This is a genomic window from Actinoplanes sp. NPDC026670 (assembly GCF_040638175.1).
In the GTDB taxonomy this organism is placed as follows: domain Bacteria; phylum Actinomycetota; class Actinomycetes; order Mycobacteriales; family Micromonosporaceae; genus Actinoplanes.
Map to the genome: position 1 here is coordinate 157,946 of NZ_JBEZXU010000017.1, position 23,023 is coordinate 180,968.

Below are 23,023 nucleotides of genomic sequence, written 5' to 3' on the forward strand. Positions count from 1 at the left end.
CCGTCGTCGGCGGCGGGCTCAGCGCCCGGCCACACCGGACTCGATCTCAATCGCCGTCGGTGACGACGAGGGGGACTCGGGGGGTCGCGCCGGTAGGCGCAGGGTGAACGTAGAACCATCGCCGAGTGAACTGGTCACGTCGACGCGGCCGCCGTGGTTGGTGGCGATGTGCTTGACGATCGCCAGGCCGAGGCCGGTGCCGCCGGTGGACCGGGAACGGGCCTGGTCAGCACGGTAGAACCGCTCGAAGACCCGCTCGACGTCCTGCGGGGCGATACCGATGCCCTGGTCGGCGACGTCGATCTCGATCCAGTCGTCACTGTTACGCAAGGTGAGCGAGACGGTGGTGTTCTCGCCCGAGTACGCGATCGCGTTCTCCACCAGGTTGGTGACCGCCGTGGCGAACTGACTGTCGTTGCCGTACGCCATGACGCCTTTCGGCCCCTCGTACGCGACGTCGATGCTCTTCGCCGAAGCCGTCGTCCTGGTCCGGTCGATCACCTCGGCGATCACCCAGTCCAGCGAGACCGGCTCCGGATTGGGCAGCGGCTCGGCGCCCTGTAGCCGGGTGAGCTCGAGCAACTCGTTCACCAGGCGGCCCATCCGAGCCGACTCGTGATGGATGCGCTCGGCGAACCGGCGGGCGGCCAACAGGTCCTCGGACTGCGCCTCGGGTGCCGCGTCGGGCAGCTGGGTGGCGTCCAGCAGCGCCTCGGCCAGCAGCTGGAGCGCCCCGATCGGGGTCTTGAGCTCGTGACTGACGTTCGCCACGAAGTCACGGCGCACCCGGGCCAGCCGATGCGACTCGGTCACGTCGGCAGCCTCGACCGCGACATGTGTCGCATTCAGCGCGACCGCCCGCAGGTGCAGGCCGAGCGGGGCGTGCCCGCCGCCGGCCCGGCCGCGTGGCAGATCGAGCTCCACCTCCCGGCGCACCCCGGTCCGCCGGACCTGGCCGGCCAGCGTGCGCAGGATCGGATGGGCGGCGATCGTGCCCGGCGCTCCACCGGAACGCAGCAGGCCCATCGCGCGGGCCGCCGGGTTCACCAGCACCGGATGATCGTCGGCGTCGAGGACGACGACTCCCACCCGTAACGAATCGAGGCTCTTGCGTCCGAGCCCCTTGAGGCCGTGTTTGCCTCCCGGGCGATCGTCGTCCGGTTCGATGGCGGCGCTCCCCTCCGGTGCCCCGGTCCGAGCCTCTCCGCCCGGCCGGCGGATCCGGGCAAGGGCGAGCCCCGCTCCCACACCGACGGCCAGCGCGGCAGAAACCATGCCGACGGCGTATTCCCACTCCACGCTGCGATCGTAGGGTCATTGTTTACCTGAACCACAGGGCCATTACGGCAAATCGGGCGCGCGTCGAATAATGTTCACCACTGCGCCCGCCCTCGTTCACCGGTGTTCATGTTGAGGCCGTTCCGCGCCCATAGCGTGGGCAGCGCACCCGGCCGACGCCATCGGCCGACGCCGTCGAAAGAGGGATCTGAGAAATGCGCGAGGAGTACCAGGCCGATCTGGTCGAGGTGAGCCGCCTGCTCGTGACCATGGCGGAGTCCGTCCGCGCGGCGCTCCGCAAGGCGACGTCGGCACTGCTGACCGCCGACCTGAAGGCCGCCCAGTCGGTGATCGAGCGGGACTCCGAGGTCGACGCCATCTACGAGCAGGTCGAGCTGAAGGTGGCCGACACCATCGCCCGGCAGGCGCCTGTCGCGTCCGACCTGCGGCGCGTCATCACCGCCCTGCACATCGGCGCCGACCTGGAACGGATGGGCGACCTGGCCGAGCACGTGGCCAAGACCGCGGCCCGCCGGCACCCGTCCCCGGCCGTCCCGGCCGAGCTGCGCCCCACCTTCAAGGGCATGGCCGAGGTCGCCGACCACATGGCCGAGCAGATCACCGAGCTGCTGGCGAAGCCGAACGCGGCACAGGCAGCGCAGTTGGAGAAGGACGACGACGCGATCGACGACCTCGAGCGCAAGTTGTTCAAGATCATGCTGGCCGACGACTGGCCGTACGGGGCGGAGACCGCGATCGACGGTGCCCTGCTGGGCCGTTTCTACGAGCGCTACGCCGACCACGCGGTCAACATCGGCGAGCACCTCATCTACCTGATCACCGGCGAGACCGTCGGCCAGGCGGAGGAATCCGAGGACTGATCCGATCTCCGGCGCGCGAGCCAGGAGATCCGGAGGCCGGGACACCACGGGGGTGTCCCGGCCTTCGTCTTACTTGCGGCCCTGGGCGGCGACCGCGGCGGCGGCCTCCTTGGCGGCGACCGGGTCGAGGTAGGTGCCGCCCGCGGTGATCGGGCGGAGGTTCTCGTCCAGGTCGTAGCGCAGCGGGATGCCGGTCGGGATGTTCAGGCCGGCGATCGCCTCGTCGGAGACGTCGTCGAGGTGCTTGACGATGGCGCGCAGCGAGTTGCCGTGCGCCGCCACCAGCACCGTCTTACCGGCGCGCAGGTCCGGGACGATCGCGTCGTACCAGTACGGCAGGGCCCGCTCCAGCACGTCCTTCAGGCACTCCGCCTTCGGCAGGATCTCCGGCGCCAGGTCCGCGTAGCGCGCGTCGCCGGCCTGGGAGAACTCGGAGCCGTCCTCGATCGGGGGCGGCGGCACGTCGTACGAACGGCGCCAGAGCATGAACTGCTCCTCGCCGTACGTCTCCAAGGTCTGCTTCTTGTCCTTGCCCTGCAGGGCGCCGTAGTGGCGCTCGTTGAGCCGCCAGTGACGCTTCACCGGGATCCAGTGCCGGTCGGTGATGTGCAGCGCGATCTCACTGGTCCGGATCGCACGCCGAAGAAGGCTGGTGTGCACCACGTCGGGCAGCACCCCCTGCTCCTTGAGAAGTTCGCCGCCGCGCCGGGCCTCGTCCTCACCCTTGGCGTCCAGGTCCACGTCGACCCAGCCGGTGAAGAGGTTCTTGGCGTTCCACTCGCTGTTGCCGTGTCGCAGCAGCACCAGGGTTCCAGTCATGACCACATCTTCCCCCGAGCTCCGGCCCGCTGTACCGGCCACCCGGCACGTGTCCGCCGCCACACCGAAACCCGCTTGCGGAAGATCCGTAGATGTAAGGGAATAAACCCCGCCGACTACTTACGGGGAGACGATCGTGCGAGGTTGGTTACGGCAGGCCGCCGGTGGGCTGCCCCGGCAGTTCTGGTTCCTGTGGGCCGGCACCCTGATCAACCGGGTCGGCTCGTTCGCGGTGCTGTTCCTGAGCATCTACCTGACCTCGGAGCGGGGCTTCTCGCAGAGTCAGGCCGGTCTGGTCCTGGGCCTGTACGGCGTCGGCGGCGCGATCGGCACCCTGGGCGGCGGCGTGCTGGCCGACCGCTGGGGCCGCCGCCCGACCATGCTGGTGGCCCAGTTCGGCGCGGCCGCGCTGATGCTCGCCCTGGGCCTGGCCCGGACCTACCCGCAGATCGCCGTGGCGACCCTGCTGCTCGGGTTGTTCGCCGAGGCGGTCCGGCCGGCCTTCTCGGCCATGATGATCGACGTGGTGCCGGAACAGGACCGGGTCCGGGCGTTCTCGCTGAACTACTGGGCGGTCAACCTCGGCTTCGCGGTCGCGGCGATCCTCGCGGGCTTCGCGGCGCAGGTCGACTACCTGCTGCTCTTCGGCGCCGACGCGGCCACCACCCTGATCACCGCGACCATCACGGCGATCTTCCTGGCCGAGACCCGGCCGGCCCGGACCACCGGGCGCAGGGCGGCGCCGGGCGGGCTCGGCACCGCGCTGCGGGACCGTCACTTCGCCGTCTACCTGCTGCTCAGCTTCATCTCGGTGCTGGTCATCCTCCAGCACCTGTCGACGCTGCCGATCAGCATGCTGGCCGACGGGCACACTGCGGCCACCTACGGCACGGTGATCGCGGTGAACGGCGTCCTGATCGTCTCCGGCCAGCTCTTCGTCCCGAAACTGATCGAGGGCCGGGACAGCGCGAAGGTCCTGGCGGTGGCGGCGTTGCTGGTCGGGTCCGGGTTCGGGCTGGTCGCCCTCGCCGAGACCCCGATCATGTACGCGGTGACGGTGCTGATCTGGACCCTGGGCGAGATGCTCCAGTCCCCCAGCAACGCGGCCACCGTGGCGGCCCTCTCCCCGCCCGCGCTGCGTGGCCGTTACCAGGGCCTGAACTCGCTCTCCTGGTCGGCCGGGACGGCGCTGGCCCCGATCCTGGGCGGCCTGGTCCTTCAGCGGGCCGGCGACGCCGTCCTGTGGGGCGGATGCTTCGTGCTGTGCGCCCTCGTCGCGGCGGGTCAGTTGCTGGCCGGTCCGGCACGGGCCCGGCAGGCGATGCGGCTGCGGCTCGCGCAAGAGGAGGAGTCGGAACGCTCGGCGACAGCCGCCTGACTCCGCCCGGGAAATCGGATTCCGGTGGCTCTCACGCCATTAGACGGACGCCGTCGATAGACAATGCTCCGGGTGTGTCCAATAAGTGAACAGCAGAAACAAGCCGGAAACAAAAGCGCCGGCGGCGGCGGACGACACCCATCCCCATAGGCGCCGTCCGCACTTACCGCCGGTCTCGGGTCGCGCCGTCCCCCAACGGCTCATGCCACCCGTCCCCAAACGCCGATCCGTGGCGATCATTGCTGATCGACCCGTTCCCCGAACTGACGGCTCGGCGTCCATCGACCACGCTAGTTGGGCCATGCAAGCCTCACAACCAAAAATCGTGTCGACATCTGTCTCAACCGTCACATTCACCAACAACCAACCGATCGGACGAGCCACCAATCACTCTTCCGGGTTTGTCAGTCGGGAAGAAAACACGACAACTACTGTTCGGTAACCAGGCTCCGGCAAATGGCGCGCGAGTCTAGACCGCCATCGAACCAGCCGCCCAGAGGCTCCAGGGAATCCTCAGCACATCGCCAGGAGACTGCCAGTACCCAGCGGCGGCACGATCCACACATCGACGGATTGGCACACGATTCCCGCACCGGCGGGCCACAATGGACCATCCGGTACGGATAGACCGCTCTAGATGATCAATAAACTGCTAGTCGGTCCGCTCGACCAGGTGCTTGAACGCCTGCAGGTTGGCCGTCGACTCGCCCCGGCTGACCCGCCACTCCCACTCCCGGCGGATCGACGACCCGAACCCGATCTCCAGCATCGTGTCGAAGGACTCGTCGGCATACGTCAGCACCGACCCGAGCAACCGGTCCAGCTCGTCCTCGTCCAGGCCCTTGAGCGACACCCGGCCGGTCAGGTAGACGTCACCGGCGGTGTCGATCGAGAAGGCCACCCCGTACATCCGGGCGTTGCGGCGCAGCAGCCACGCCCAGAGGTCCTCGTGCCGCTCGTCCGGCCGGCGCATCACGAACGACTCGATCCGCAGCGAGTGCTCCCCGACGATCAGGTTGCAGGCCGTCTTCAGCTTGTGGGCGCCGGGCAGCGAGACCACATAGGAGCTCGCGCCGGTGGCCTCCCACTCCAGCTCCCGCTCGGTCAGGACCCGCTCGATCAGCTCGGTCACCATGCGCAGGACGCCCCCTCGAGTCGCGCCGCGATCAGCGCCCGATGCTCGCTCACCGCGTCACGGTAGACGCGCAACAGCGTCTCGGCGGTGCGATCCCAGGAGAACTGCGACGCGTGGGCGACCGCCCCGGCGGCCAGCCGGTGCCGGTGGCCGGGCTCGTCGAGCAACCGGTCCAGCACCTTCGCCCAGTCCCGCGGGTCGTGGCCGTCGACGAGCAGGCCGCTCACCCCGTCACGCACCGCGGTGACCAGACCGCCGACCGCGGCCGCCACCACAGGCGTGCCGCAGGCCTGCGCCTCCAGCGCGACCAGGCCGAAGGACTCGTTGTAGGACGGGACGGCGACCAGGTCGGCGGCCCGGTAGAGGGCGGCCAGGTCGTCACCCGTCTGCGGCGGCAGGAACACCACCGAACCGGCCACGCCGAGAGTGGCGGCCAGCTCGATCAGGGCGGTCGGCCGGTCCAGACCGCTGCCGCTCGGGCCGCCGCAGATCACCAGCGTGGTGCCCGGGCTCATCTCGGCCAGCGCGGCGATCAGTACGTCGGGCGCCTTGAGCGGCTGGATCCGGCCGACGAACGCGACGATCCGGCCGTGCTCGGGCAGGCCGAACCGGGCCCGGTCGGCCGCGCCGGGCCGGAACCGCCGCAGGTCGACGCCCGGCTGCACCACGCTGACCAGCGACGGATCGGCGCCGTAGTGGGTGATCAGGTCCTGCGCCTCGAAGTCGGTGTTCGCCACCAGGCGGTCCGAGGCGGCCACCACCTGCTCCTCACCGATCACCCGGGCCTTCGGCTCGGGCCGGTCGCCGGCCGCGATGAACCTGTTCTTGACCTTGGCCAGGGTGTGCGCGGTGTGCACGTGCGGCACGCCCCAGCGCTCCCGGGCCAGCCAGCCGACCTGACCGGAGAGCCAGTAGTGCGAGTGCAGCAGGTCGTAGTGGCCCGGCGGGTGCGCGGCCTCGGCCCGGAGCACGCCGTTGGTGAAGGCGCACAGCTGGGCGGGCAGCTCCTCCTTGGCCAGCCCCTCATAGGGCCCGGCGGTCACGTGCCGCACATGGACCCCGGGCGCCATCTCCACCACCGGGGGCAGGTCACCGGCGGTGGCCCGGGTGAAGATCTCCACCTCGACACCGCGCTCGGCCAGGCGTTTGGCGATCTCGACGATGTACACGTTCATACCGCCGGCGTCGCCCGTGCCCGGCTGCTCCAGCGGCGACGTGTGCACGGAGAGGGTCGCGATCCGGCGGGGCGTCGGCCATCGGCTACCGGCCCGTAGATCAGCCACGCTGACTCCCTCCGTATCAGTTTCGCAACATGCTTGTTGCGCCAACGTTCATCTTCCCCATCGGCGTCCGCGGAACCACCACTCAGCCGACCCGGGGTGATCCAGGTCATTGATCGCGTGGGACGTTCCTCCGGATGGCCCAGAATCGGGGCATGCAGAACATCGCGGTTGTCACCGGGGCGTCCAGCGGGATCGGCGCGGCCACGGCCCGCCGGCTGGCCCGGGAGGGATTCCACGTCGTCGTCGCGGCCCGGCGGGCCGACCGGCTGGAAGCGCTGGTCAAGGAGATCGGGGAGACCGCCACGGCGGTCGAGTGCGACGTCACCTCGGACGACTCGGTGGCCGGCCTGGCCACGGCGGTGACCGCGCTCGGTGGCCCGGTGACCCTGCTGGTCAACAACGCGGGCGGGGCGCGCGGCGTGGATCCGGTCGCGACCGGGTCGGTCGACGACTGGCAGTGGATGTATGACGTGAACGTGCTCGGCACCCTCCGCGTGACGAAGGCACTGCTCCCGGCGCTGGAGGCGAGCGGCCGCGGCACGATCGTGACGGTCGGGTCGACGGCGGCCTTCACGCCCTACGAGGGTGGCGGCGGCTACGTGGCCGCCAAGCACGCCGAGACCGCCCTGGTCGGGACGCTGCGGCTGGAGCTGGCCGGCCGTCCGGTGCGGGTCATCGAGATCGACCCGGGCATGGTGCGGACCGACGAGTTCGCGGTCAACCGGTTCGGCGGCGACCAGGACAAGGCCGACGCCGTGTACGCGGGGGTCAAGGAGCCGCTGGTCGCCGACGACATCGCGGACTGCATCGCCTGGACCGCCACCCGGCCCCAGCACGTCAACGTCGACCGGCTGGTGGTGCGGCCGATCGCCCAGGCCGCCCAGCACAAGGTCCACCGGGAGCTGTAGGCATGCGGCCGGTCGGCGCGATCACCCGGGGGACGACCAATCCCAACCGGCTCCGGCGCGTCGACAACTTCATCTCGTACCGCTGCGGTGAGCTCTTGAAAGAAGCGGCGCAGCCGCTGGTGATCGATCTCGGCTACGGCGCGACCCCGGTGACTGCGGTGGAATTGCGGGGACGCCTGGCGGCCGCGGTCCGCGCGGACGTCGCGGTGGTCGGTCTGGAGATCGATCCGGTACGGGTGAGCGCCGCCCAGCCGTTCGCGGACCCGCCGTGGCTGGAGTTCCGGCGCGGCGGGTTCGAGCTGGCCGGGCTCGCCCCGGTGGTGGTGCGCGCGTTCAACGTGCTGCGGCAGTACGCCGAGGACGAGGTGGCGGCGGCCTGGCGGACGATGACCGCGACCGGCGCGTTGCTGGTCGAGGGCACCTGCGACGAGCTGGGCCGGATCGCCACGTGGACGGTCGTCGAGGCGGGTGTGCCGTCGACCCTGACCCTGTCGGCACGGTTGCCGGCGCTGGAGCATCCGGCGGTCTTCGCCGAGCGGCTGCCGAAGGCGCTGATCCACCACAACGTTCCCGGTCATCCGGTGCACGAGCTGCTGCGCGGGCTGGGCCGGGCGTGGGAGACCGAGGCGACGCCGTTCGGGCCGCGGCAGCGCTGGCTGGCCACGGTCCGGCGGATGCGCGACGAGGGCTGGCCGGTGCTCGACGGCCCGGCCCGGTGGCGGCTCGGCGAGCTGACCCTGCCCTGGCCGGGCTGAGCGCCTAGTTCTGGTCCTTGCGGTCCAGGGCCTCCTGCACCGCGGACAGCAGGGCGTCCGCGGTGAACGGCTTCTTCACCAGGATGTCGTCCTCGGTGATCTCGCCCTTGGCGACCGCGTGGTCCTTGGGCAGGCCGGAGACGAAGACCACGCCGATCCCGGGCCGGACGTTGCGGATGGTCCGGGCCAGCTCACCGCCGGAGGCGCCGGGCAGGGTCAGGTCGGTGATCAGCACGTCGATCTTGCCGGGGTGGTCCCGGACGATCGAGAGGGCCTCGTCCGGTTCCCCGGTGGCCAGCGTCGTGTACGACCCGCGGCGCTCCAGCATCCGGCGCATGATGTCGCGCAGATCCTCTTCATCGTCGACGACCAGGATTGTCGGCCTCTCGGGGACCGGCGCCTCGGACATCTCGGTCCTCCTCGGGCTAGGGTCGCTCTCACGCTATCCGCCCCCGAGGCCCGGCGTACGGCTCACGCTCAAACAAGCTGGCTCTCAGTGCTGTCTTCGGACAGCGCTGAGAGCCAGCCGGGTTTCAAAGCAGGTGACCGGTGTAGAGCAGACGGTTCGGGGCGCCCTTGAGCGAGCCCTTGACCAGGTCGACACCGGCGTTGGCGACCAGGTCGTCCCGGACCTGGCGGGGCGTCCAGTCCGGGTGCGCGGCCAGGACCAGGGCGGCCGCGCCGGCGACGTGCGGGGCCGCCATCGAGGTGCCGCTCATCTTCTGAGTCGCGGTGTCCGAGCCCTTGGCCGACGACACGATGTCCACACCCGGGGCGAAGATGTCCAGGCAGGTGCCCCAGTTGGAGAACTTCGCCCGGTGGTCGGCGGAGTCGACGGCGCCGACCGTGATCGCGTCGGGAGCGGCGGCCGGCGAGCTCTTGCAGCCGTTCGCGTTCTCGTTGCCGGCGGCGATCGCGTAGGTCACGCCCTTGTCGATGGAGCGCTTGACGGCGGCGTCCAGAGCCTTGCTGCGCGGGCCGCCGAGGCTCATGTTGGCCACCGCGGGCAGCTGGGCGTGCGAGGTGACCCAGTCGACGGCGGCGATGAAGTCGGAGAACGAGCCGGAGCCGTCACAGCCGAGCACCCGCAGCGCGACGATCTTGACGTCCTTGGCCACGCCGTAGGTGGCGCCGCCGATCGTGCCGGCGACGTGGGTACCGTGGCCGTGGCAGTCGTTCGCCTTGGCGTCGTTGTCGACGAAGTCCCAGCCGCTGGTGGCGCGGCCACCGAACTCCTTGTGGCTGGTACGGACACCGGTGTCGATCACGTAGGCGGTGACCGCCGAGGCCGGCTTGTAGGTGTACGACTTCGACAGCGGCAGCGAGCGCTGGTCGAGCCGGTCCAGACCCCAGGCCGGCTTCTTCGACTGGGTGATCGAGGCGGTCGGCGCGGCGGCCGGCAGGGCCTTGCCGTCGACCACGGCGTCCTGCTCGACGAACGAGACGGACGGGTCGGCGGCCAGGCGGGCGGCTTCACCGGCGGTGGCCTCCAGGTGGAAGCCGCGGACCGTGGAGAGGTAGTTGCCGGCGACCTGGCCGCCGTACCGCTGAACGAGCTCCTGCGAAGTAGCGGTGACCCGGTCGGCGGCCGGCGTGCCGGGCTTCAGCACCACGATGTAGCTGCCCGGGATGGCGCCCTCGGCGCCGGCCCCGGAGATGGTTCCCACCGCGGGCGCGGCCGGGGCGGCGACGGCCGGCCCGGTCAGACCCCAGAGGGTGGCGGTGGCGGCGCTCGCAACGGCGGTCAGTCGAATGGCCAGGCGGCGGGCGTCGTTACCGAACATATGTGGTGGTTCCTCTCGGTTGTGTTCTCAGGTCGTCTTTGAATCCGGCCCGGGGGCATGCCGAAAGCAGCTGAGGGGAATATTGGAGAGGGGAGGTTGTCCTCCCGGGTTCCTCCGGGTTGTGGCCGGGTTGCACAATTCGGGCCGCCAGAGTCACACCGCGAACCTCTAAGCCGACCGGGCGGAGGGCCGAATTTCTCGCTGTCAGGACCGCTGTACCGCCACCGAAGCACCCCACCGAGACACCGCGAGCCACTAGGAGAGCGATATGACCGCACTGCTGTCGCCCGAGATCGACACCGTCGGCGAGATGTCCGAGCGCTGCGATCGTTGTGGGGCGGCCGCCAAGCTGGAGGTCGTCCTGACCAGTGGTGGGGACCTGGCCTTCTGCGGGCACCACGCCAACCGTCACCGGGCCGACATCGCCAAGGTGGCCAGCAAGATCCGCCTGGAGGACGGCTTCGACTGGGCGGGCAAGTAACCAACCGCTCACCCCGGGTAGCGCGCGTTATGCTCTTTCCCTCACGTCTTGGGGGTATTTGTGCATATCACGGCGCACGACGTGGGCAGGTTGTCCCGGCTGACCGCCGGGTGCGCCGGAGTCACGGTCGCCGTCTTCGGCGTCCTGCACACGTTCCACCCCGGGCCGGCGCCGGCCCTGATTCCGGCCGGCGTCGCCCTCCTGCTCCAGGTGGTCCCGGCCACCGGTAGACGGACCGGCCGGCTCCGCGCCGGGGCGGCGGCGCTTCTCGCGCTCGCCGCCACCGGCGTGGGCGCCGCCAACCTCGGGACCCACCCCGCCTCGGCGGTCGCCATCGCCCTCTCCGGGCTGGCTCTGGCCTGCCTCGACCTGCGCGTGCCCCGCCGCAACGGCGGCATCGCCTTCCGGGTCGCCGACCCGCTGCTGCTCGGCTCCGCGATCATCGCCCTGGTGGCCCTGGTGCCCCGGCTCTTCGACGCGACCTTTCCACCCGGCGAGGAACCGGACAGCGTGATGCCGCCCGCCCTGGCCGGCGCGCTGCTCCTGCTGGCCGTCGGCACCATCCTGGCCCGCCCCGAGACCGGGCCGATGCACACTCTCGACAAGTCCGGGCCGCGTGCCGCGGTACGCCGCCTGGCCCCCGCCCTGATCGCCGCCCCCGTGGTCGCCGCCCTGGTCAGCGCCTTCGCCGCGCAGACCCGGGAGAGCAGTCCGGTGGCCGCGGTGAGCACCGGCGTGATCCTCGCCGCCCTCGCCCTGCTGGCCCTGCTGGCCTATCTGGTCCGCAGCCTGGACGACGCCGACCAGCGACAACAGCACCTGGTGGCCGAGCTGGAGGAACGGCAGGACTTCGCGCAGACGCTGCTCCAATCGATGAACGAAGCGGTCATGGTCCTCGACGCCAACTACCGGGTGATCGACGTCAACCGCCGCTGGCGGGAACTCACCGGACACGACGGTCCACCCGCCGACTCGCCGCCGCTGCCCCCGCCGGGCACCGGCGGCGATTGGCTTCTGCCCCGCGCCGACGGCACCGACGTGCCGGTGCTCGCCACCATGGCGGCCATCCCGGACGCGGCCGGCGCGACCCGCGGGTACGTGGCCACCTACATCGACATCGCCGAGCGCAAGCAGGCCGAGGAGGCACTCACCGAGCACGCCGCCGAACTCGAGCGCGGCAACGCCGACCTGGCCGCGGCCCTGGCCTTCAAGAACGACCTGACGTCGATGCTGACCCACGACGTGGCCCAGCCGATCAGCTCCATCGCCAGCCTCGCCGAGTTGCTCTGCGCCGACTGGGCCGACCTGCCCGACGACATCCGGCTCGAACTGGCCACGAAGATCGACAAGAACACCCGCCGGCTGATCAAGATGATGAACGACCTCCAGCTGCTGTTCCGGCTGGACACCGGCACGGTCACCGCCCGCCGGGTGCCGGTCCCGCTGCTGGAGGTGGTCGAGGCGGCCTGCGGCACCGCCATCGGCACCGGCGACGTCGAGATCGTCATCGACGAGGAGCTGGCCGCGCTGGCCGACCGCGGGCACCTGACGGTCGTGGTGGAGAACCTGCTGAAGAACGCGCTGAGCCACGGAGCCCCGCCGATCCACATCCGGGCCGAGCGGGGCGGCCCCGGGACGGTACGGCTGGCCGTGCAGGACAGCGGCGCCGGCATCCCCGAGGACGTGCTGCCCAACCTGTTCGGCCGGTTCATCCGGGGCGCCGGGCTCGGGCTGTTCATCGTCCGGCACCTGGTCGAGGCGAACGGCGGGACGGTCCGCTACGAGCACGCCGAGCCCCGCGGCGCCCGGCTGCTGGTCACCCTGGAAGCAGCCCCGGCCAGCGCATGAAAAAGGCCCGAGACGCCGTGCGTCCCGGGCCCGGTGCGAGGGCGCCTATCCGCGCTCTTCTTCGTTGATCATGCCGTTGCCCCACATGTCGGCCCCGGCGGTACGGCCACCCATCCGGGCGGTGCCGGCGACGCCGGTGTCCCAGCCCGCGCCCGGGCTCGGCGCCGGGGTGTTCCGGTTGCGGATGCGCGCGGCCACCGCGGCCGGTGACGGGGTGTCCGCGCCGGGGAGCAGCCCCAGCGGTTTGGTGCTGGCGCCGCCGTGCGGGATCGGCCGGCCGCCGAGCACGCCACTCTCCACCAGGCCCTTGAACGTGGTCAGGTCGGCCTTGAGGCGGCGGTTCAGCGACTCCTGGCCGTGCCTGTCGCTCGGCATGAGGAAGGCGATGTCGGCCTCCAGCTGGGCGACGATCTGGGTCTTCGCCTCACCCATCGGGCGCAGTGTGATCGTCTCGGCGAGCAGCGGGCCCTCCATGGTCGACCAGGAGACCCGTTCATCAGGCGACCGCTCGATGATCTGGGCGTCGAACTCGCGCCGCTTGCCGTCGACGTCCATGATCCAGTGGGTCTGGTCGGCGCCGATCGACGTCACCTGCCGCACACCGGTCATGAAACGCGGGTAGTTCTCGAACGCCGCGAGCTGCTCGTACACCGTGTGGACGGGCGCGCTGACCTCGATAGCCTGCTGAACCATGCTCATCGCAACTCTCCCATGCTGAAGTGCTGGCATCACAGAGAGTACGGAGACGAGTGCGCGTCGTGTTCGGTTTTGCTGTTCTCTTCAGACACGTCGCAGGTACTGCCAGCGGCCCACCTCGGCGGCGTACCGGGCGTCGCTCGCCGGGGCCACCGGGACCGCCGCGTCCAGCAGCATCTGCACCACCCGCGGCGACGGGCTGCGCCACGCCTCGCTCACCTCCACCACCGCTCCGGTGGTCCGGCAGGCGGAGGCCAGCTCGCCGATCAGCTCCGGCGTCACGCACGAGTCGTCGAGACCGGCCTGACCGAGCAGCGCCAGCGGACGGGCGAGCTGCGCCGGCACGTACCGGGAAGCCCGCTCCAGGCCCTTGACCGCCGCGGCCACCAGCAGCTCGGCCACCTGCCCGGCGGTCAGCAGGCCCATGTCCAGCCGGGTCCGCACCTCGCGCGGGGTGAGCAGCTCGTCGCCGACCGGCAGGTCGGAGACCGCCACCGACAGGGCGTCCAGCGGCGCCAGGTCCGGCGGCAGGGCCAGCCAGCCGTCCGGGCGGACCACCTCGACCTCGGCCGCGACCCGCAGCGTCATCTCGGTACGGTGCCGGGCGCGCCGGACCGCATCGGCGTAGGCCGAGAGCCAGGTGGTGTCCGGCCCGGCCTGGTCGGCGAAGGTCAGCGCGGCCAGACCGGCCTGGTCGGCGGCCGAGACCACCACACCGACGGCGTCCCGCCCGGCCGCGAACCCGGTGTGCACATGCGCGTCCACCGCCAGGTCCAGTGCGCAGGCGGTGCCCACCGCACCGCCACCGATGACTGAATCGCGCTCTGCGCCCACGCTCGCTCCCCGGCTGAAAGAGGCGGGTTTCTCCCGCCCGATGATGAGAGTGAGGCTCCGACGTTGTCTCCGGGGTCAGTGGCCGGTGCAGGACAGGAGCGTGTATCAGTCCCGGAGACGAGAGAACGCCCGTCGCCGGCGGCGACGGGCGTCACTTCGTGTCCTCTACTGCGCCGTGGTGTCCGGCTTCTCCAACATCTTCGCGAGCGCTTGGACCGCGTCCTCGGTCGGCGAGGCGGCTGCTCGGTTGGCCTCCTGTAGTTCCCGGTAGACCTCCTCGCGGTGCACCTGCACATCCCGCGGGGCCTGGATGCCCAGCCGGATGACGTCACCGCGGGCCTCGAGCACCGTGATCACGACGTCGTCGCCGATCATCACGCTCTCCCCGGCACGACGCGTCAGAACCAGCATCGGTGCCCCCTCCATCCCTCGTACGGACAGCACCTCGTACGGACAGCAAAGGCGCGGTCGCGTTTTCGTCGCGACCGCGCCCGCTTCTGGAGGGTCAGAAGTTCCGGTTCATGATCGCCCGAACCGGGTAGCCCGAGCCGGAGAGGACGACCTGCATGGCCCGCATGCTGTCGCGGTCCACCACGATCGGGGCGAGCAGGTTCGCGGTCGTCTCGTTCTCGCTGGCGGTGATGACCGTGAGCAGCAGGAGCCGGTCCGGGTCCTTCGTGTTCAGAGCCGCGAAGACCGAGTTCTCGATCTCCGGGGCGTACTCCGGGAAGAACGGCTCGGGCGGAGCGACCAGGAAACGGAGTTCCGGGTTGTCGATCGACGTGAACGCGTAGAGCAGACCGTCGTCGTTGAGACGCACCAGGACGAAATCCCGATGGGACGGGAAACCCGGCATGGGCACCGCCATCGTGATGGTCGGCAACCCGAGCGACGGGTCGGTCATGGTGGCCTCAATCGGTCGGGATGCGGTGCGAGTAGTCATGGTCACCTCAGGAAATCGATGAGCGAGGGCTGGATCACCTTGGCCGTGGCGGCCAAGGCTGCCTGATACGAGGTCTGCTGGAGTTGCAATTCCATGATCGCCTTGGGCAGGTCGACATCCTCGATATCGGACAGCTGCGACGACACGGACATCAAGCGATCCTCTGCGGACTGCTTCATCTGCGTAACCCGATTGTATCGGGCGCCTACGTCCGAAAGGGTCGAATTCAGGGTTTCCGCTGCTTTATCGAGATTCTCCAGACTGGTCTTGATGCCTGCGGCATCACCTGTCCGCATTGCGGTGGAAATGGAGTCGAGCACCCGGAACAGCTGGGACTCGTTCGGGACCGGATCGCCGTTCGCGTCCACCTCCGGCGTCACGCCGTCGGACTGCATCGTGACGTCGTTGCCGAACACCTCCGGGCCGCGCACGTCGACGCGGACCTTGGCGTTCGGGCCGATCGCGCGGGTGGTCTCGCCCTCCGTCTCGCCCACATAGGAGCCCGACGTCTCGTACGCGTGCGCGTCCGGGGTGAAGCCGCCGAAGACCGGGCGGTTCAGGTACTTCGTGTTCGCGAACTGGACGACGAGGCCCTTGATCTGGTCGATCTCGTCGGCGCGGGCCTTGTTCGCCTGCGGGGTGCTGCCACCGCCGGCGTTCAGCCCCTCCAGGGTCAGCGTGCGGACTCGTTGCACCTGGTCGTACACACTCTGCAGGGTGTCCTGCACGGTGCCGAGCCGGCCCATCGCGTCGTCGGCATTGGCCGAGTACTTCTTGTTCTCCCGGACTTCGCCGCGCAACTGGAGCGCGGTGACCGTGCCGGTCGTCGAGTCCGACGGGCGGTGCAGTTGCTTGCCGCTGGAGATCTGGTCCTGCGCGGTCTGGGTCCGGTTCAGGTTCCGCTGGAGGCTTGCCATCGTCCGGGTGCGGACCGAGCTCTCGGTTACTCGCGGGCTGCTGCTCATGAACGGTGTTCCCCCTACCTGTTACCTGCCGACCAGACCGGTGCGGTTGATCAGCTGATCGAGCATCGAGTCGATCGTGGTCAGTACGCGTGACGCCGCCTCGTACCCACGCTGATAGGTGAGGAGGTTGGTCATCTCCTCGTCGAGGTTCACCCCGGACTCGGCGTCCCGGGCGGCGTCGACCTGGTCGGTCACCGCGTTCTGGATGTCCCGCCGGCGGATCGAGGACTGCGCGGCCACCCCGAGGTCACCGATCAGTGACTGGTAGGTCGCGTCCGCGCCGGTACGGGAAGTGGCCAGTTCGGACAGACCGTCGGCCACCGAGCCGTTCAGCACCCGGGTCGCCGTGCCGACACCCATCGGGTCACCCGACGACACCGCCACCTTGTCCACATCGTTCAGAAGATCGGTGTTGACGCGGATGTTCGCCGCGGTGATGGTCGTGTCGGTCGGCTCGTACGGCACGAACATGTCGAGCCCGGTGGTTCCGTCCACTCCGTACCCGGCGTTGTGCGCGTCGTTGACGTTCGACGCCAGCGTGGAGGCGACCAGGTTCAGCCGCTGCGAGATCTCCCGCAGAGTGCCGTCCTTGTCCAGCAGCTCCATCTGGGCGCCCATGGTGCCGCCCGCCGCGACCGCCGCATCGGTGTCCTTCCAGCGCAGGTTCACCTCGATGTCGGGCAGGTCCTGGAGCTTCTGCGCGCTGCCGGGCTCGACCCACATCTCCCGGGTGTTGAACTCGCTGACCAGCTGGGAACTGCCGACGTACACGCTCATCGCGCCGTTCGGCAGCTCGGACGCGGTCGCGCCGATCAGCTCGGACAGCTTCAGCATCTGCTGGCCCCGCTGGTCCTGGAGCTCGTTGGCCTGGAGGCCGGCCTGGGTGGCGAGCACGATCTCGTGGTTCAGCTTGGCGATCGACTCAGCCGCCTTGTTGACCTCGCCGACATAGGTGTCGAGGCCGGCCCGCGTCGACTTGTACTGGTTGTCCAGCTGCGTGGCGGCGTCGTTGAGCGACGACGCGACGGTGACCGCCTGTTCCAGCATCGCCGACTTGGGCGCCTGCTTGTCCGGGTTGGCGGCGATCGCGTTCCAGCCGTCCCACATGTCCTGGAGACGGGCCTGGAGCGCGGTGTCGCTGGGCTCACCGAAGACGTCCTCGATCAGCGTGTAGGCCCCGGCCCGTTCGTTGTGGTACGAGGAGTTCGCGTGCTCGGTGTAGCTGCGCTGGTCGAGCGCCGAGTTGCGCAGCCGCTCGACCGAGCTGACCGTGACGCCGTTGCCGACCGAGTTCGTGGTGGAGTAGACGCCCGGCACCAGGTTGGCGTTCTGCGCGTGCATCACCACACGCTGGCGGGTGTAGCCCTCGGTGCTGGCGTTCGCGATGTTCTGGCCTGTGACGTCCAGGCCCCGGCGCTGCGCGTAGAGAGACGTGAGTGCCGTGTTGAGTCCGCTGAATGTGCTGCCCATCAGATCGCCTCATCAACCAGAGTGGGGCGCCGCACGGCGCCGCTGACGGTCTGGCCCTGCGGTCCGTACGTTTCCACAGTCTCGGCGAACGCGAGCATGGTTTCGCGAGCCGCGCGCTGACCCGCGGTGAGCAGGTCACGGTTGACGTCGGCCAGGGCCCTGATCTCCGACGTCAGCATCAGGAAGGCCTTGCGGTGCTGGTGGAGGAGCTCCGACCAGGGGTCCGGGGCCGCGTCGGCGAGCTCGCCGAGCGAGGCGTCCGGGGACAGGCCGAGCTCCACGGCGACATCCTGCGCGTACGCCGCACGGATCACCTCGGTCTGCCGGATCTGATCCAGGACCACTTCCACCTCACGGGTGGCGTGGCTGAGCCATCGGGACCGGTTGGACGCGAGGAGCAACTGCTCCTCCTCAAGCTTGAACAGCAGCATCTCCAGCAGCTCACGTGAGCGCCAGAGGACACTGGCCAGGTCGGTCAGGCTCACCCGGTCCTCCGTCGTATGGCTGGTCGGGCCTACCCCCTCGGCGGACCCGCTCATTCGGACAGGTCGGCACATCCGCCGTGCCGCTGAGCGCTTTCTCCCGATCGGTACTTCTCCGGTTCGCCCGAAAAGCCCGAAAAAATCTCAGAGAATGCTCATGGCCTCTCGGCGACCCGCCGATGGGATGTGGTGCACCACCACGGCTCATGGACGGGCCGGCTCAAGACCCCACTCAAGGAGGAATCACCCAATGGGTCTTCGCATCAACCAGAACATCGCTGCGCAGAACGCCTACCGGAACCTCTCGGTCACCGACAGCCAGATGTCGAAGTCGCTCGAGAAGCTCTCCAGCGGTTTCCGCATCAACCGGGCGGCCGACGACGCGGCGGGCCTCTCGATCTCCGAGGGTCTGCGCGCGCAGACCGGCGGCCTCAAGGTCGCGGTTCGCAACGCCCAGGACGCGATCAGTGTCGTGCAGACCGCTGAGGGCGCGCTGAACGAGGTCACCAGCATGCTCCAGCGCATGCGTGACCTGTCGGTCCAGGCCAACAACGCCTCTCTCGACGACGAGGCGAAGCAGGCCGCGAACGGCGAGTTCCAGCAGCTCTCCTCGGAGATCGACCGGATCGCCGAGACGACCTCGTTCGGTAAGTCGAAGCTGCTCGACGGCACCTTCGGCAAGACGCACGTCAGCCAGACCGACCCCAACGCGCCGATCACCACGGGCGTTCCGGCCAGCATCAGCGTCAGCCTGACCAACGTCGGTGGCACCGACACCAGCGGCGTGACGGGCCTCCAGAACCTGGCCATCACGGTCCCGACCGGGTCCAGCGCCCAGGACGCCGCGGCGGCCGTCAACGACCAGCTGTCCACCGCGCTCAAGGCGGCCGGCTACAACGGCGACGAGGTCTCCATCACCGCCGAGGTCGCCAAGGGCGCGGCGGGCGACGAGATCAGCTTCAAGGCGTCCGGCTCGACGTCGTTCACGCTGGAGAGCACCGAGATGGGCCTGACCGGCGCTGCGGCCGGGCAGACGTCGACGCCCGGCTCGTTCCAGATCGGCGCCAACGCCGGCGAGACCCTGGACGTCGCCATCGGCGCGGTCAACGCCAAGACGCTCGGTCTCAACAACCTGGACCTGACCACCGCGGCCGACCCGGGCGCCGTCGGCGGCCCGGTCCCGTCCGGCGCGGCGAAGGCGATGGACGCCCTCGACGCGGCGATCAAGTCGGTCTCCGACACCCGGGCCAAGCTGGGTGCTCACCAGAACCGCTTCGAGCACACCATCAACAACCTCAACGTGGCGGTCGAGAACCTGTCCGCCTCGGAGTCCCGGATCCGCGACACCGACATGGCGCAGGAGATGGTGTCGTTCACGCGCAACCAGATCCTCACCCAGGCTGGCACCTCGATGCTGTCGCAGGCGAACCAGTCCTCGCAGAACGTGCTGTCGCTGCTCCGCTGACACACCGGCTGACAACCGGATTACCACCGACGACAACTGAATCCGGTCCGCGAACGACCGAACAGTGGGGGTAGACCGGCACGCCCAGCCGGCTACCCCCACTCCGCTTCCGTCCTCGGTACGAAAGGCAGGCTCCCGTGACCAGCTCCGTTGACGGCCTCGTCAGTGGTCTCAGCACCTCCTCGATGATCAATCAGATGATGCAGGTCGAGGCGGCCGGACAGACGAAGCTCAAGACCAAGGTCGAGACCGCGGAGACCGCGATCAGCTCGTACCAGTCGGTCAACAGCAAGCTCAAAGCGGTCAAGTCAGCCGCTGACGCGATGGGTTCGCTGGCCTCCTGGCGCTCCCTGAAGGCGACCTCCACCTCGACGAGCGTCACCGCGACCGCCACCGGTGGCCTCTCCGGCATGACCGGCAACCTGAAGTTCGACGTCACCTCGGTGGCCCGCTCGCAGACCTCGATCCTCGAGGTCAGCGACACCACCGCCGAGCAGGCCGTGCCGCCGACCATCAAGATCCAGCCGGGCACGTGGAGCCCGGACGCCGACAACGACGGTGTCGACGAGTTCACCCCGGCCGGCGCCGAGGTCGAGATCACCATTCCGGAGCCCCGGACCATGGCCAAGCTGACCACCGCGGTCAACTCGGCGACCGACGCGAACGGCACCAGCCTCGGCATCCGCGCCTACACCGTGAACACCTCCGGCAACGAGGGTGTCGTGCAGTTCAGCGGGATGAAGAGCGGCGCCGCGAACGGCTTCCAGATCAGCGGCCTGGAGGGGTACGGCAAGGGCGGCGCCGACCCGAAGACGACCTCCGCCCGGGACGCGGTGCTGACCGTGAACCCCGGCACCAACGCCGAGTACAAGGTCAGCAGCACGACGAACACGTTCAGCACGCTGATGCCCGGTGTGACGATCTCGGTCACCAAGGAGGAGCAGAACGTCGTCGTCGACGCGACGGCCGACTCGACCGCGATCGCCGACAAGATCAAGGCGATGGTCGCCGCAGCCAACGAGGCGCTCACCGAGATCTCGACGCAGACCAAGTACGACGTGGAGACCAAGAAGGGCTCCCCGCTGACCGGTGACTTCACCGTCCGGCAGATGAACCAGGGCGTGCTGAGCATGATCAGCAACGGGCTGACGTACACGAAGACGCTCAGCACCGACGCCGACAACGACGGGGCCAAGGACACCACCACGGTGAACTTCGGCTCGCTCAAGCAGCTGGGCATCACCCTCAGCAAGGACGGCAGTCAGTTCGAGTTCGACTCGGCCGCCTTCAACGAGTCGTACGTCAAGGACCCGACCGCGATCCAGGAAGCCGGCATGGCCTTCGGCTCGCAGCTGCGCACCCTCGCCGACAAGCAGTCGAACACGGTCACCGACGTCATCACCGGCCGGAAGAAAGAGATCAAGTCGCTCAACGACCAGATCGACAACTGGGACGTACGGCTGGCCACCCGCCGCCAGTCGCTGCAGCGGACGTACTCCGCGCTGGAGACCTCCCTGGGCAACCTGAAGAACCAGTCGAGCTGGCTCTCCGGACAGCTGGCCGGTCTCGGCTGACGGCCCTCGACCACGGACTCCAGCCGACCGCCCCTGACCGAGGGAGACTCATGAGCGCGCCCCACCTCCGCGACCGTTACCTTCAGGACTCGATCAACACGGCCTCACCGGCCCGGCTGCTGATCATGCTGTACGACCGTCTGATCCTCGACCTCATGCACGGCGAGGAGGCGTTCCGCAACGACGACCGGGTGCTGGCCAACGAGAAGATCACGCACGCCCAGGAGATCGTCCTGGAACTCCGGGTCACCCTCGACCTGGAGGCCTGGGACGGAGCGCCCGGTCTGGCCAGTCTGTACGGTTTCGTCCTCACTGAGCTGATCGGGGCGAACATCAAGCGCGACGCCGACCGGGTGGCCGGCTGCCGCGCGCTGCTGGAACCGCTGCGCGACGCGTGGCGCGACGCCGCCTCGGCCTCGACATGAGCGCCCCGACGTCGAACGCCGTGGACTGGCGGTCCGCCTGGGCCGCGGCGCTCGACGACCTGGAGATGGACGTCCTCGCGGTCGAGACCATGCTGGCCGACGAGCGCCGGATCGCCGAGACCCCGCCGTCGGACCTGTGGCGCCCACCGACCGAGCTCGGCGCGCTGCCGCTGGAGCTCAAGCCGCGCGCCGACGAGATCCTGACCCGGCAGCTGGCCGCGGCCGAGGAGATCGCCCGGCGGCTCACCGCGAACCGTCAGCAGCTGGCGATGACGTCGCGGATCGAGACCGGCGAGGCGGTCAAACGCCCGGTCTACCTGGACTGCGCCATGTAGTGCCACGACCTCGAAGGTCCCGGACCCCCACGCGGGGTCCGGGACCTTTTCGTGTGCAACCTTCCGGCAACCGCTTGGGACTCAGCGGATCGGCGCGCACGCCGAAGTGCAGGGTACGAGCACGGATCGCTCAACCGAAAAGCCAAGGACGGGCTACCTCGAACGACTGAGGAGCAACCTTGTTCGACGATCGCTCATCGGCATCGCTGCGGGTCGCCGTCGCCGGTCTGGCCGCCCGGCAGCAGGCCATCGCCAACAACATCGCCAACATCGAGACCCCCGGTTACCGGGCACGTAAGGTCAAGTTCGAGGAGGCGCTGCAGAGCGCCGTCGCCCGCGGCGATTCACCGGCCGGGGTGTCCCCGAGTGTGCTGACGTCGCTGGAGCCGACCCGGCTCAACGGCAACAACGTCAACCTCGACGAGGAGACGCTGTCGCACATCGACACCACGATGCGCTACCAGCTCGCCATCCGAGCACTCGACGGCAAGTACGGCCTGCTGCGCGAAGCCATCAAGGGGGCCTGACGATGAGTACCTTCAACGCCATCGGGATCGCGGGTAGCGGTGTCACTGTCTACCGGAAGTGGCTGGACGCTGTGGCGGACAACCTCGCGAACATCAACACCACGACCCGGACCAGCGAGAACGCCTTCCAGGCCCGGTACGTGGCGGCGCGTTCGGCACAGGACGGCAACGGCGCGGAGGTCGCCGGCGTCCGGTTCGGCAGCGCCGAGGGAATCCTGGCGTACGAGCCGGAGAACCCGCTCGCCGACGCCGAGGGCTACGTCCGCCGCCCGGACATCGACATGGGCAACCAGATGGCCCAGCTGATGATGGCCCAGCGCTCCTACCAGGCGAACCTCGCCGTGGTGGACCGTGCCCGTGAGTCGTACACCGCCGCGATCAACCTCGGGAAGTGATCCTCTTGACCTCACCGATCAGCCCCATCTCAGGGTTCTCCGCCATCGGCGGGCTCAGCGAGCGCGGTGTCGGGCTCGGCGGTCTCAACGGGCTCGGCGGCATGCTCGGGTCGTCCGAGCCGCAGGCGCCGCAGGGTCCCAACTCCGACTTCGCCGGGATGCTCGCCAAGGGCATCGAGAACGTCCAGGCCTCCCAGACCAAGGCCGCCGACCTGGCCGTACAGGTCGCCGACGGCCGGCTGGCCGACCCGGCGCAGTACACGATGGCCTCCACCGAGGCAGCCCTCGGACTCCAGCTGACCATGGCGATCCGGAACAAGGCCGTCGAGGCCTTCCAGGAGATCATGAGGATGCAGGCCTGA

25 protein-coding genes and 1 pseudogene are annotated in these 23,023 nt (G+C 69.4%); 13 read left to right on the forward strand and 13 right to left on the reverse strand.

Features of this window, described 5'->3' with window-relative positions; translation table 11 throughout:
• Positions 1–18 precede the first annotated feature (18 nt).
• Positions 19–1,275 (reverse strand): ATP-binding protein, encoded by a 1,257-nt coding sequence (locus AB0E94_RS18935; RefSeq protein WP_360327785.1) that lies wholly within the window; start codon positions 1,273–1,275, stop codon positions 19–21.
• A gap of 218 nt (positions 1,276–1,493) precedes the next feature.
• Here AB0E94_RS18935 and phoU point away from each other — a divergent pair, with 218 nt between their 5' ends.
• Positions 1,494–2,159, forward strand: coding sequence for a phosphate signaling complex protein PhoU (gene phoU / locus AB0E94_RS18940; protein ID WP_360327700.1), 666 nt, complete (start codon positions 1,494–1,496; stop codon positions 2,157–2,159).
• Positions 2,160–2,228: 69 nt separating this feature from the next.
• Here phoU and AB0E94_RS18945 read toward each other — a convergent pair whose 3' ends face one another.
• Entirely contained in the window at positions 2,229–2,978 is a 750-nt protein-coding gene (locus tag AB0E94_RS18945) for a phosphoglyceromutase (RefSeq protein ID WP_360327702.1), read from the reverse strand.
• Between the two features lie 136 nt (positions 2,979–3,114).
• Between AB0E94_RS18945 and AB0E94_RS18950 the strand changes: the two genes are divergently transcribed.
• Positions 3,115–4,356, forward strand: coding sequence for an MFS transporter (locus AB0E94_RS18950; RefSeq protein ID WP_360327703.1), 1,242 nt, complete (start codon positions 3,115–3,117; stop codon positions 4,354–4,356).
• Between the two features lie 652 nt (positions 4,357–5,008).
• Here AB0E94_RS18950 and AB0E94_RS18955 read toward each other — a convergent pair.
• A complete protein-coding gene (locus tag AB0E94_RS18955) occupies positions 5,009–5,491 on the reverse strand; it encodes a YbjN domain-containing protein (RefSeq protein ID WP_360327705.1) in 483 nt (160 codons plus the stop codon).
• Positions 5,485–6,805, reverse strand: a pseudogene (gene mshA / locus AB0E94_RS18960) (D-inositol-3-phosphate glycosyltransferase). The gene AB0E94_RS18955 and the pseudogene mshA overlap by 7 nt, the downstream one beginning before the upstream one ends.
• Positions 6,806–6,926: 121 nt before the next feature.
• Here mshA and AB0E94_RS18965 point away from each other — a divergent pair.
• Positions 6,927–7,682 carry an SDR family oxidoreductase gene (locus AB0E94_RS18965; protein WP_360327708.1) on the forward strand — a complete coding sequence of 252 codons (756 nt, stop codon included), beginning with the start codon at positions 6,927–6,929 and terminating at the stop codon, positions 7,680–7,682.
• Between the two features lie 2 nt (positions 7,683–7,684).
• A complete protein-coding gene (locus tag AB0E94_RS18970; protein WP_360327711.1) occupies positions 7,685–8,437 on the forward strand; it encodes a class I SAM-dependent methyltransferase in 753 nt (250 codons plus the stop codon).
• Positions 8,438–8,441: 4 nt separating this feature from the next.
• On the opposite strand, the gene AB0E94_RS18975 is transcribed toward AB0E94_RS18970, so the two are convergent.
• Positions 8,442–8,846, reverse strand: a complete 405-nt coding sequence (locus tag AB0E94_RS18975) for a response regulator (protein ID WP_360327713.1) — start codon at positions 8,844–8,846, stop codon at positions 8,442–8,444.
• 124 nt (positions 8,847–8,970) lie between these two features.
• Positions 8,971–10,221 carry a S8 family serine peptidase gene (locus AB0E94_RS18980; RefSeq protein WP_360327714.1) on the reverse strand — a complete coding sequence of 417 codons (1,251 nt, stop codon included), beginning with the start codon at positions 10,219–10,221 and terminating at the stop codon, positions 8,971–8,973.
• Positions 10,222–10,489: 268 nt separating this feature from the next.
• Between AB0E94_RS18980 and AB0E94_RS18985 the strand changes: the two genes are divergently transcribed.
• Together AB0E94_RS18985 and AB0E94_RS18990 are read left to right on the forward strand one after the other, a co-directional pair.
• Complete coding sequence (locus AB0E94_RS18985) at positions 10,490–10,702, forward strand: hypothetical protein (RefSeq protein ID WP_317789965.1); 213 nt, start codon at positions 10,490–10,492, stop codon at positions 10,700–10,702.
• 81 nt (positions 10,703–10,783) lie between these two features.
• Positions 10,784–12,550, forward strand: coding sequence for an ATP-binding protein (locus tag AB0E94_RS18990; RefSeq protein WP_360327717.1), 1,767 nt, complete (start codon positions 10,784–10,786; stop codon positions 12,548–12,550).
• A 45-nt stretch (positions 12,551–12,595) separates the two neighbouring features.
• Here the strand turns inward: AB0E94_RS18990 and AB0E94_RS18995 are convergent, their stop codons facing one another.
• The 7 genes from AB0E94_RS18995 to AB0E94_RS19025 all read right to left on the reverse strand — a co-directional run bounded on the left by AB0E94_RS18995 (position 12,596) and on the right by AB0E94_RS19025 (position 17,943).
• The gene (locus AB0E94_RS18995) at positions 12,596–13,249 is read right to left on the reverse strand and encodes an SRPBCC family protein (RefSeq protein WP_360327719.1); all 654 of its coding nucleotides are present in this window, start codon (positions 13,247–13,249) and stop codon (positions 12,596–12,598) included.
• Positions 13,250–13,330: 81 nt separating this feature from the next.
• The gene (locus tag AB0E94_RS19000) at positions 13,331–14,080 is read right to left on the reverse strand and encodes a hydrolase (protein WP_360327720.1); all 750 of its coding nucleotides are present in this window, start codon (positions 14,078–14,080) and stop codon (positions 13,331–13,333) included.
• 165 nt (positions 14,081–14,245) lie between these two features.
• Positions 14,246–14,491, reverse strand: a complete 246-nt coding sequence (csrA, locus tag AB0E94_RS19005) for a carbon storage regulator CsrA (RefSeq protein ID WP_360327722.1) — start codon at positions 14,489–14,491, stop codon at positions 14,246–14,248.
• Between the two features lie 94 nt (positions 14,492–14,585).
• The gene (locus tag AB0E94_RS19010; RefSeq protein ID WP_360327724.1) at positions 14,586–14,984 is read right to left on the reverse strand and encodes a flagellar assembly protein FliW; all 399 of its coding nucleotides are present in this window, start codon (positions 14,982–14,984) and stop codon (positions 14,586–14,588) included.
• 41 nt (positions 14,985–15,025) lie between these two features.
• The gene (locus tag AB0E94_RS19015; protein WP_360327727.1) at positions 15,026–15,988 is read right to left on the reverse strand and encodes a flagellin; all 963 of its coding nucleotides are present in this window, start codon (positions 15,986–15,988) and stop codon (positions 15,026–15,028) included.
• A 21-nt stretch (positions 15,989–16,009) separates the two neighbouring features.
• Entirely contained in the window at positions 16,010–17,458 is a 1,449-nt protein-coding gene (gene flgK / locus AB0E94_RS19020; protein WP_360327730.1) for a flagellar hook-associated protein FlgK, read from the reverse strand.
• Positions 17,458–17,943, reverse strand: a complete 486-nt coding sequence (locus AB0E94_RS19025) for a flagellar protein FlgN (protein WP_360327732.1) — start codon at positions 17,941–17,943, stop codon at positions 17,458–17,460. Before AB0E94_RS19025 ends, flgK begins: the two co-directional genes overlap by 1 nt.
• A gap of 247 nt (positions 17,944–18,190) precedes the next feature.
• Between AB0E94_RS19025 and AB0E94_RS19030 the strand changes: the two genes are divergently transcribed.
• The 7 genes from AB0E94_RS19030 (at position 18,191) to fliE (ending at position 23,023) form a co-directional block, all read left to right on the forward strand.
• The gene (locus AB0E94_RS19030; protein ID WP_360327735.1) at positions 18,191–19,405 is read left to right on the forward strand and encodes a flagellin; all 1,215 of its coding nucleotides are present in this window, start codon (positions 18,191–18,193) and stop codon (positions 19,403–19,405) included.
• A 137-nt stretch (positions 19,406–19,542) separates the two neighbouring features.
• A complete protein-coding gene (gene fliD / locus AB0E94_RS19035) occupies positions 19,543–20,979 on the forward strand; it encodes a flagellar filament capping protein FliD (RefSeq protein ID WP_360327737.1) in 1,437 nt (478 codons plus the stop codon).
• Between the two features lie 50 nt (positions 20,980–21,029).
• Positions 21,030–21,404 (forward strand): flagellar export chaperone FliS, encoded by a 375-nt coding sequence (fliS, locus tag AB0E94_RS19040; protein WP_360327740.1) that lies wholly within the window; start codon positions 21,030–21,032, stop codon positions 21,402–21,404.
• The gene (locus AB0E94_RS19045) at positions 21,401–21,739 is read left to right on the forward strand and encodes a hypothetical protein (RefSeq protein ID WP_360327742.1); all 339 of its coding nucleotides are present in this window, start codon (positions 21,401–21,403) and stop codon (positions 21,737–21,739) included. Before fliS ends, AB0E94_RS19045 begins: the two co-directional genes overlap by 4 nt.
• 179 nt (positions 21,740–21,918) lie before the next feature.
• Complete coding sequence (locus AB0E94_RS19050; RefSeq protein WP_360327745.1) at positions 21,919–22,266, forward strand: flagellar basal body protein; 348 nt, start codon at positions 21,919–21,921, stop codon at positions 22,264–22,266.
• Between the two features lie 2 nt (positions 22,267–22,268).
• Positions 22,269–22,661: a flagellar basal body rod C-terminal domain-containing protein gene (locus AB0E94_RS19055; protein WP_360327748.1), complete on the forward strand. Its 393-nt coding sequence runs from the start codon at positions 22,269–22,271 to the stop codon at positions 22,659–22,661.
• Positions 22,658–23,023 (forward strand): flagellar hook-basal body complex protein FliE, encoded by a 366-nt coding sequence (gene fliE / locus AB0E94_RS19060; protein ID WP_360327751.1) that lies wholly within the window; start codon positions 22,658–22,660, stop codon positions 23,021–23,023. Before AB0E94_RS19055 ends, fliE begins: the two co-directional genes overlap by 4 nt.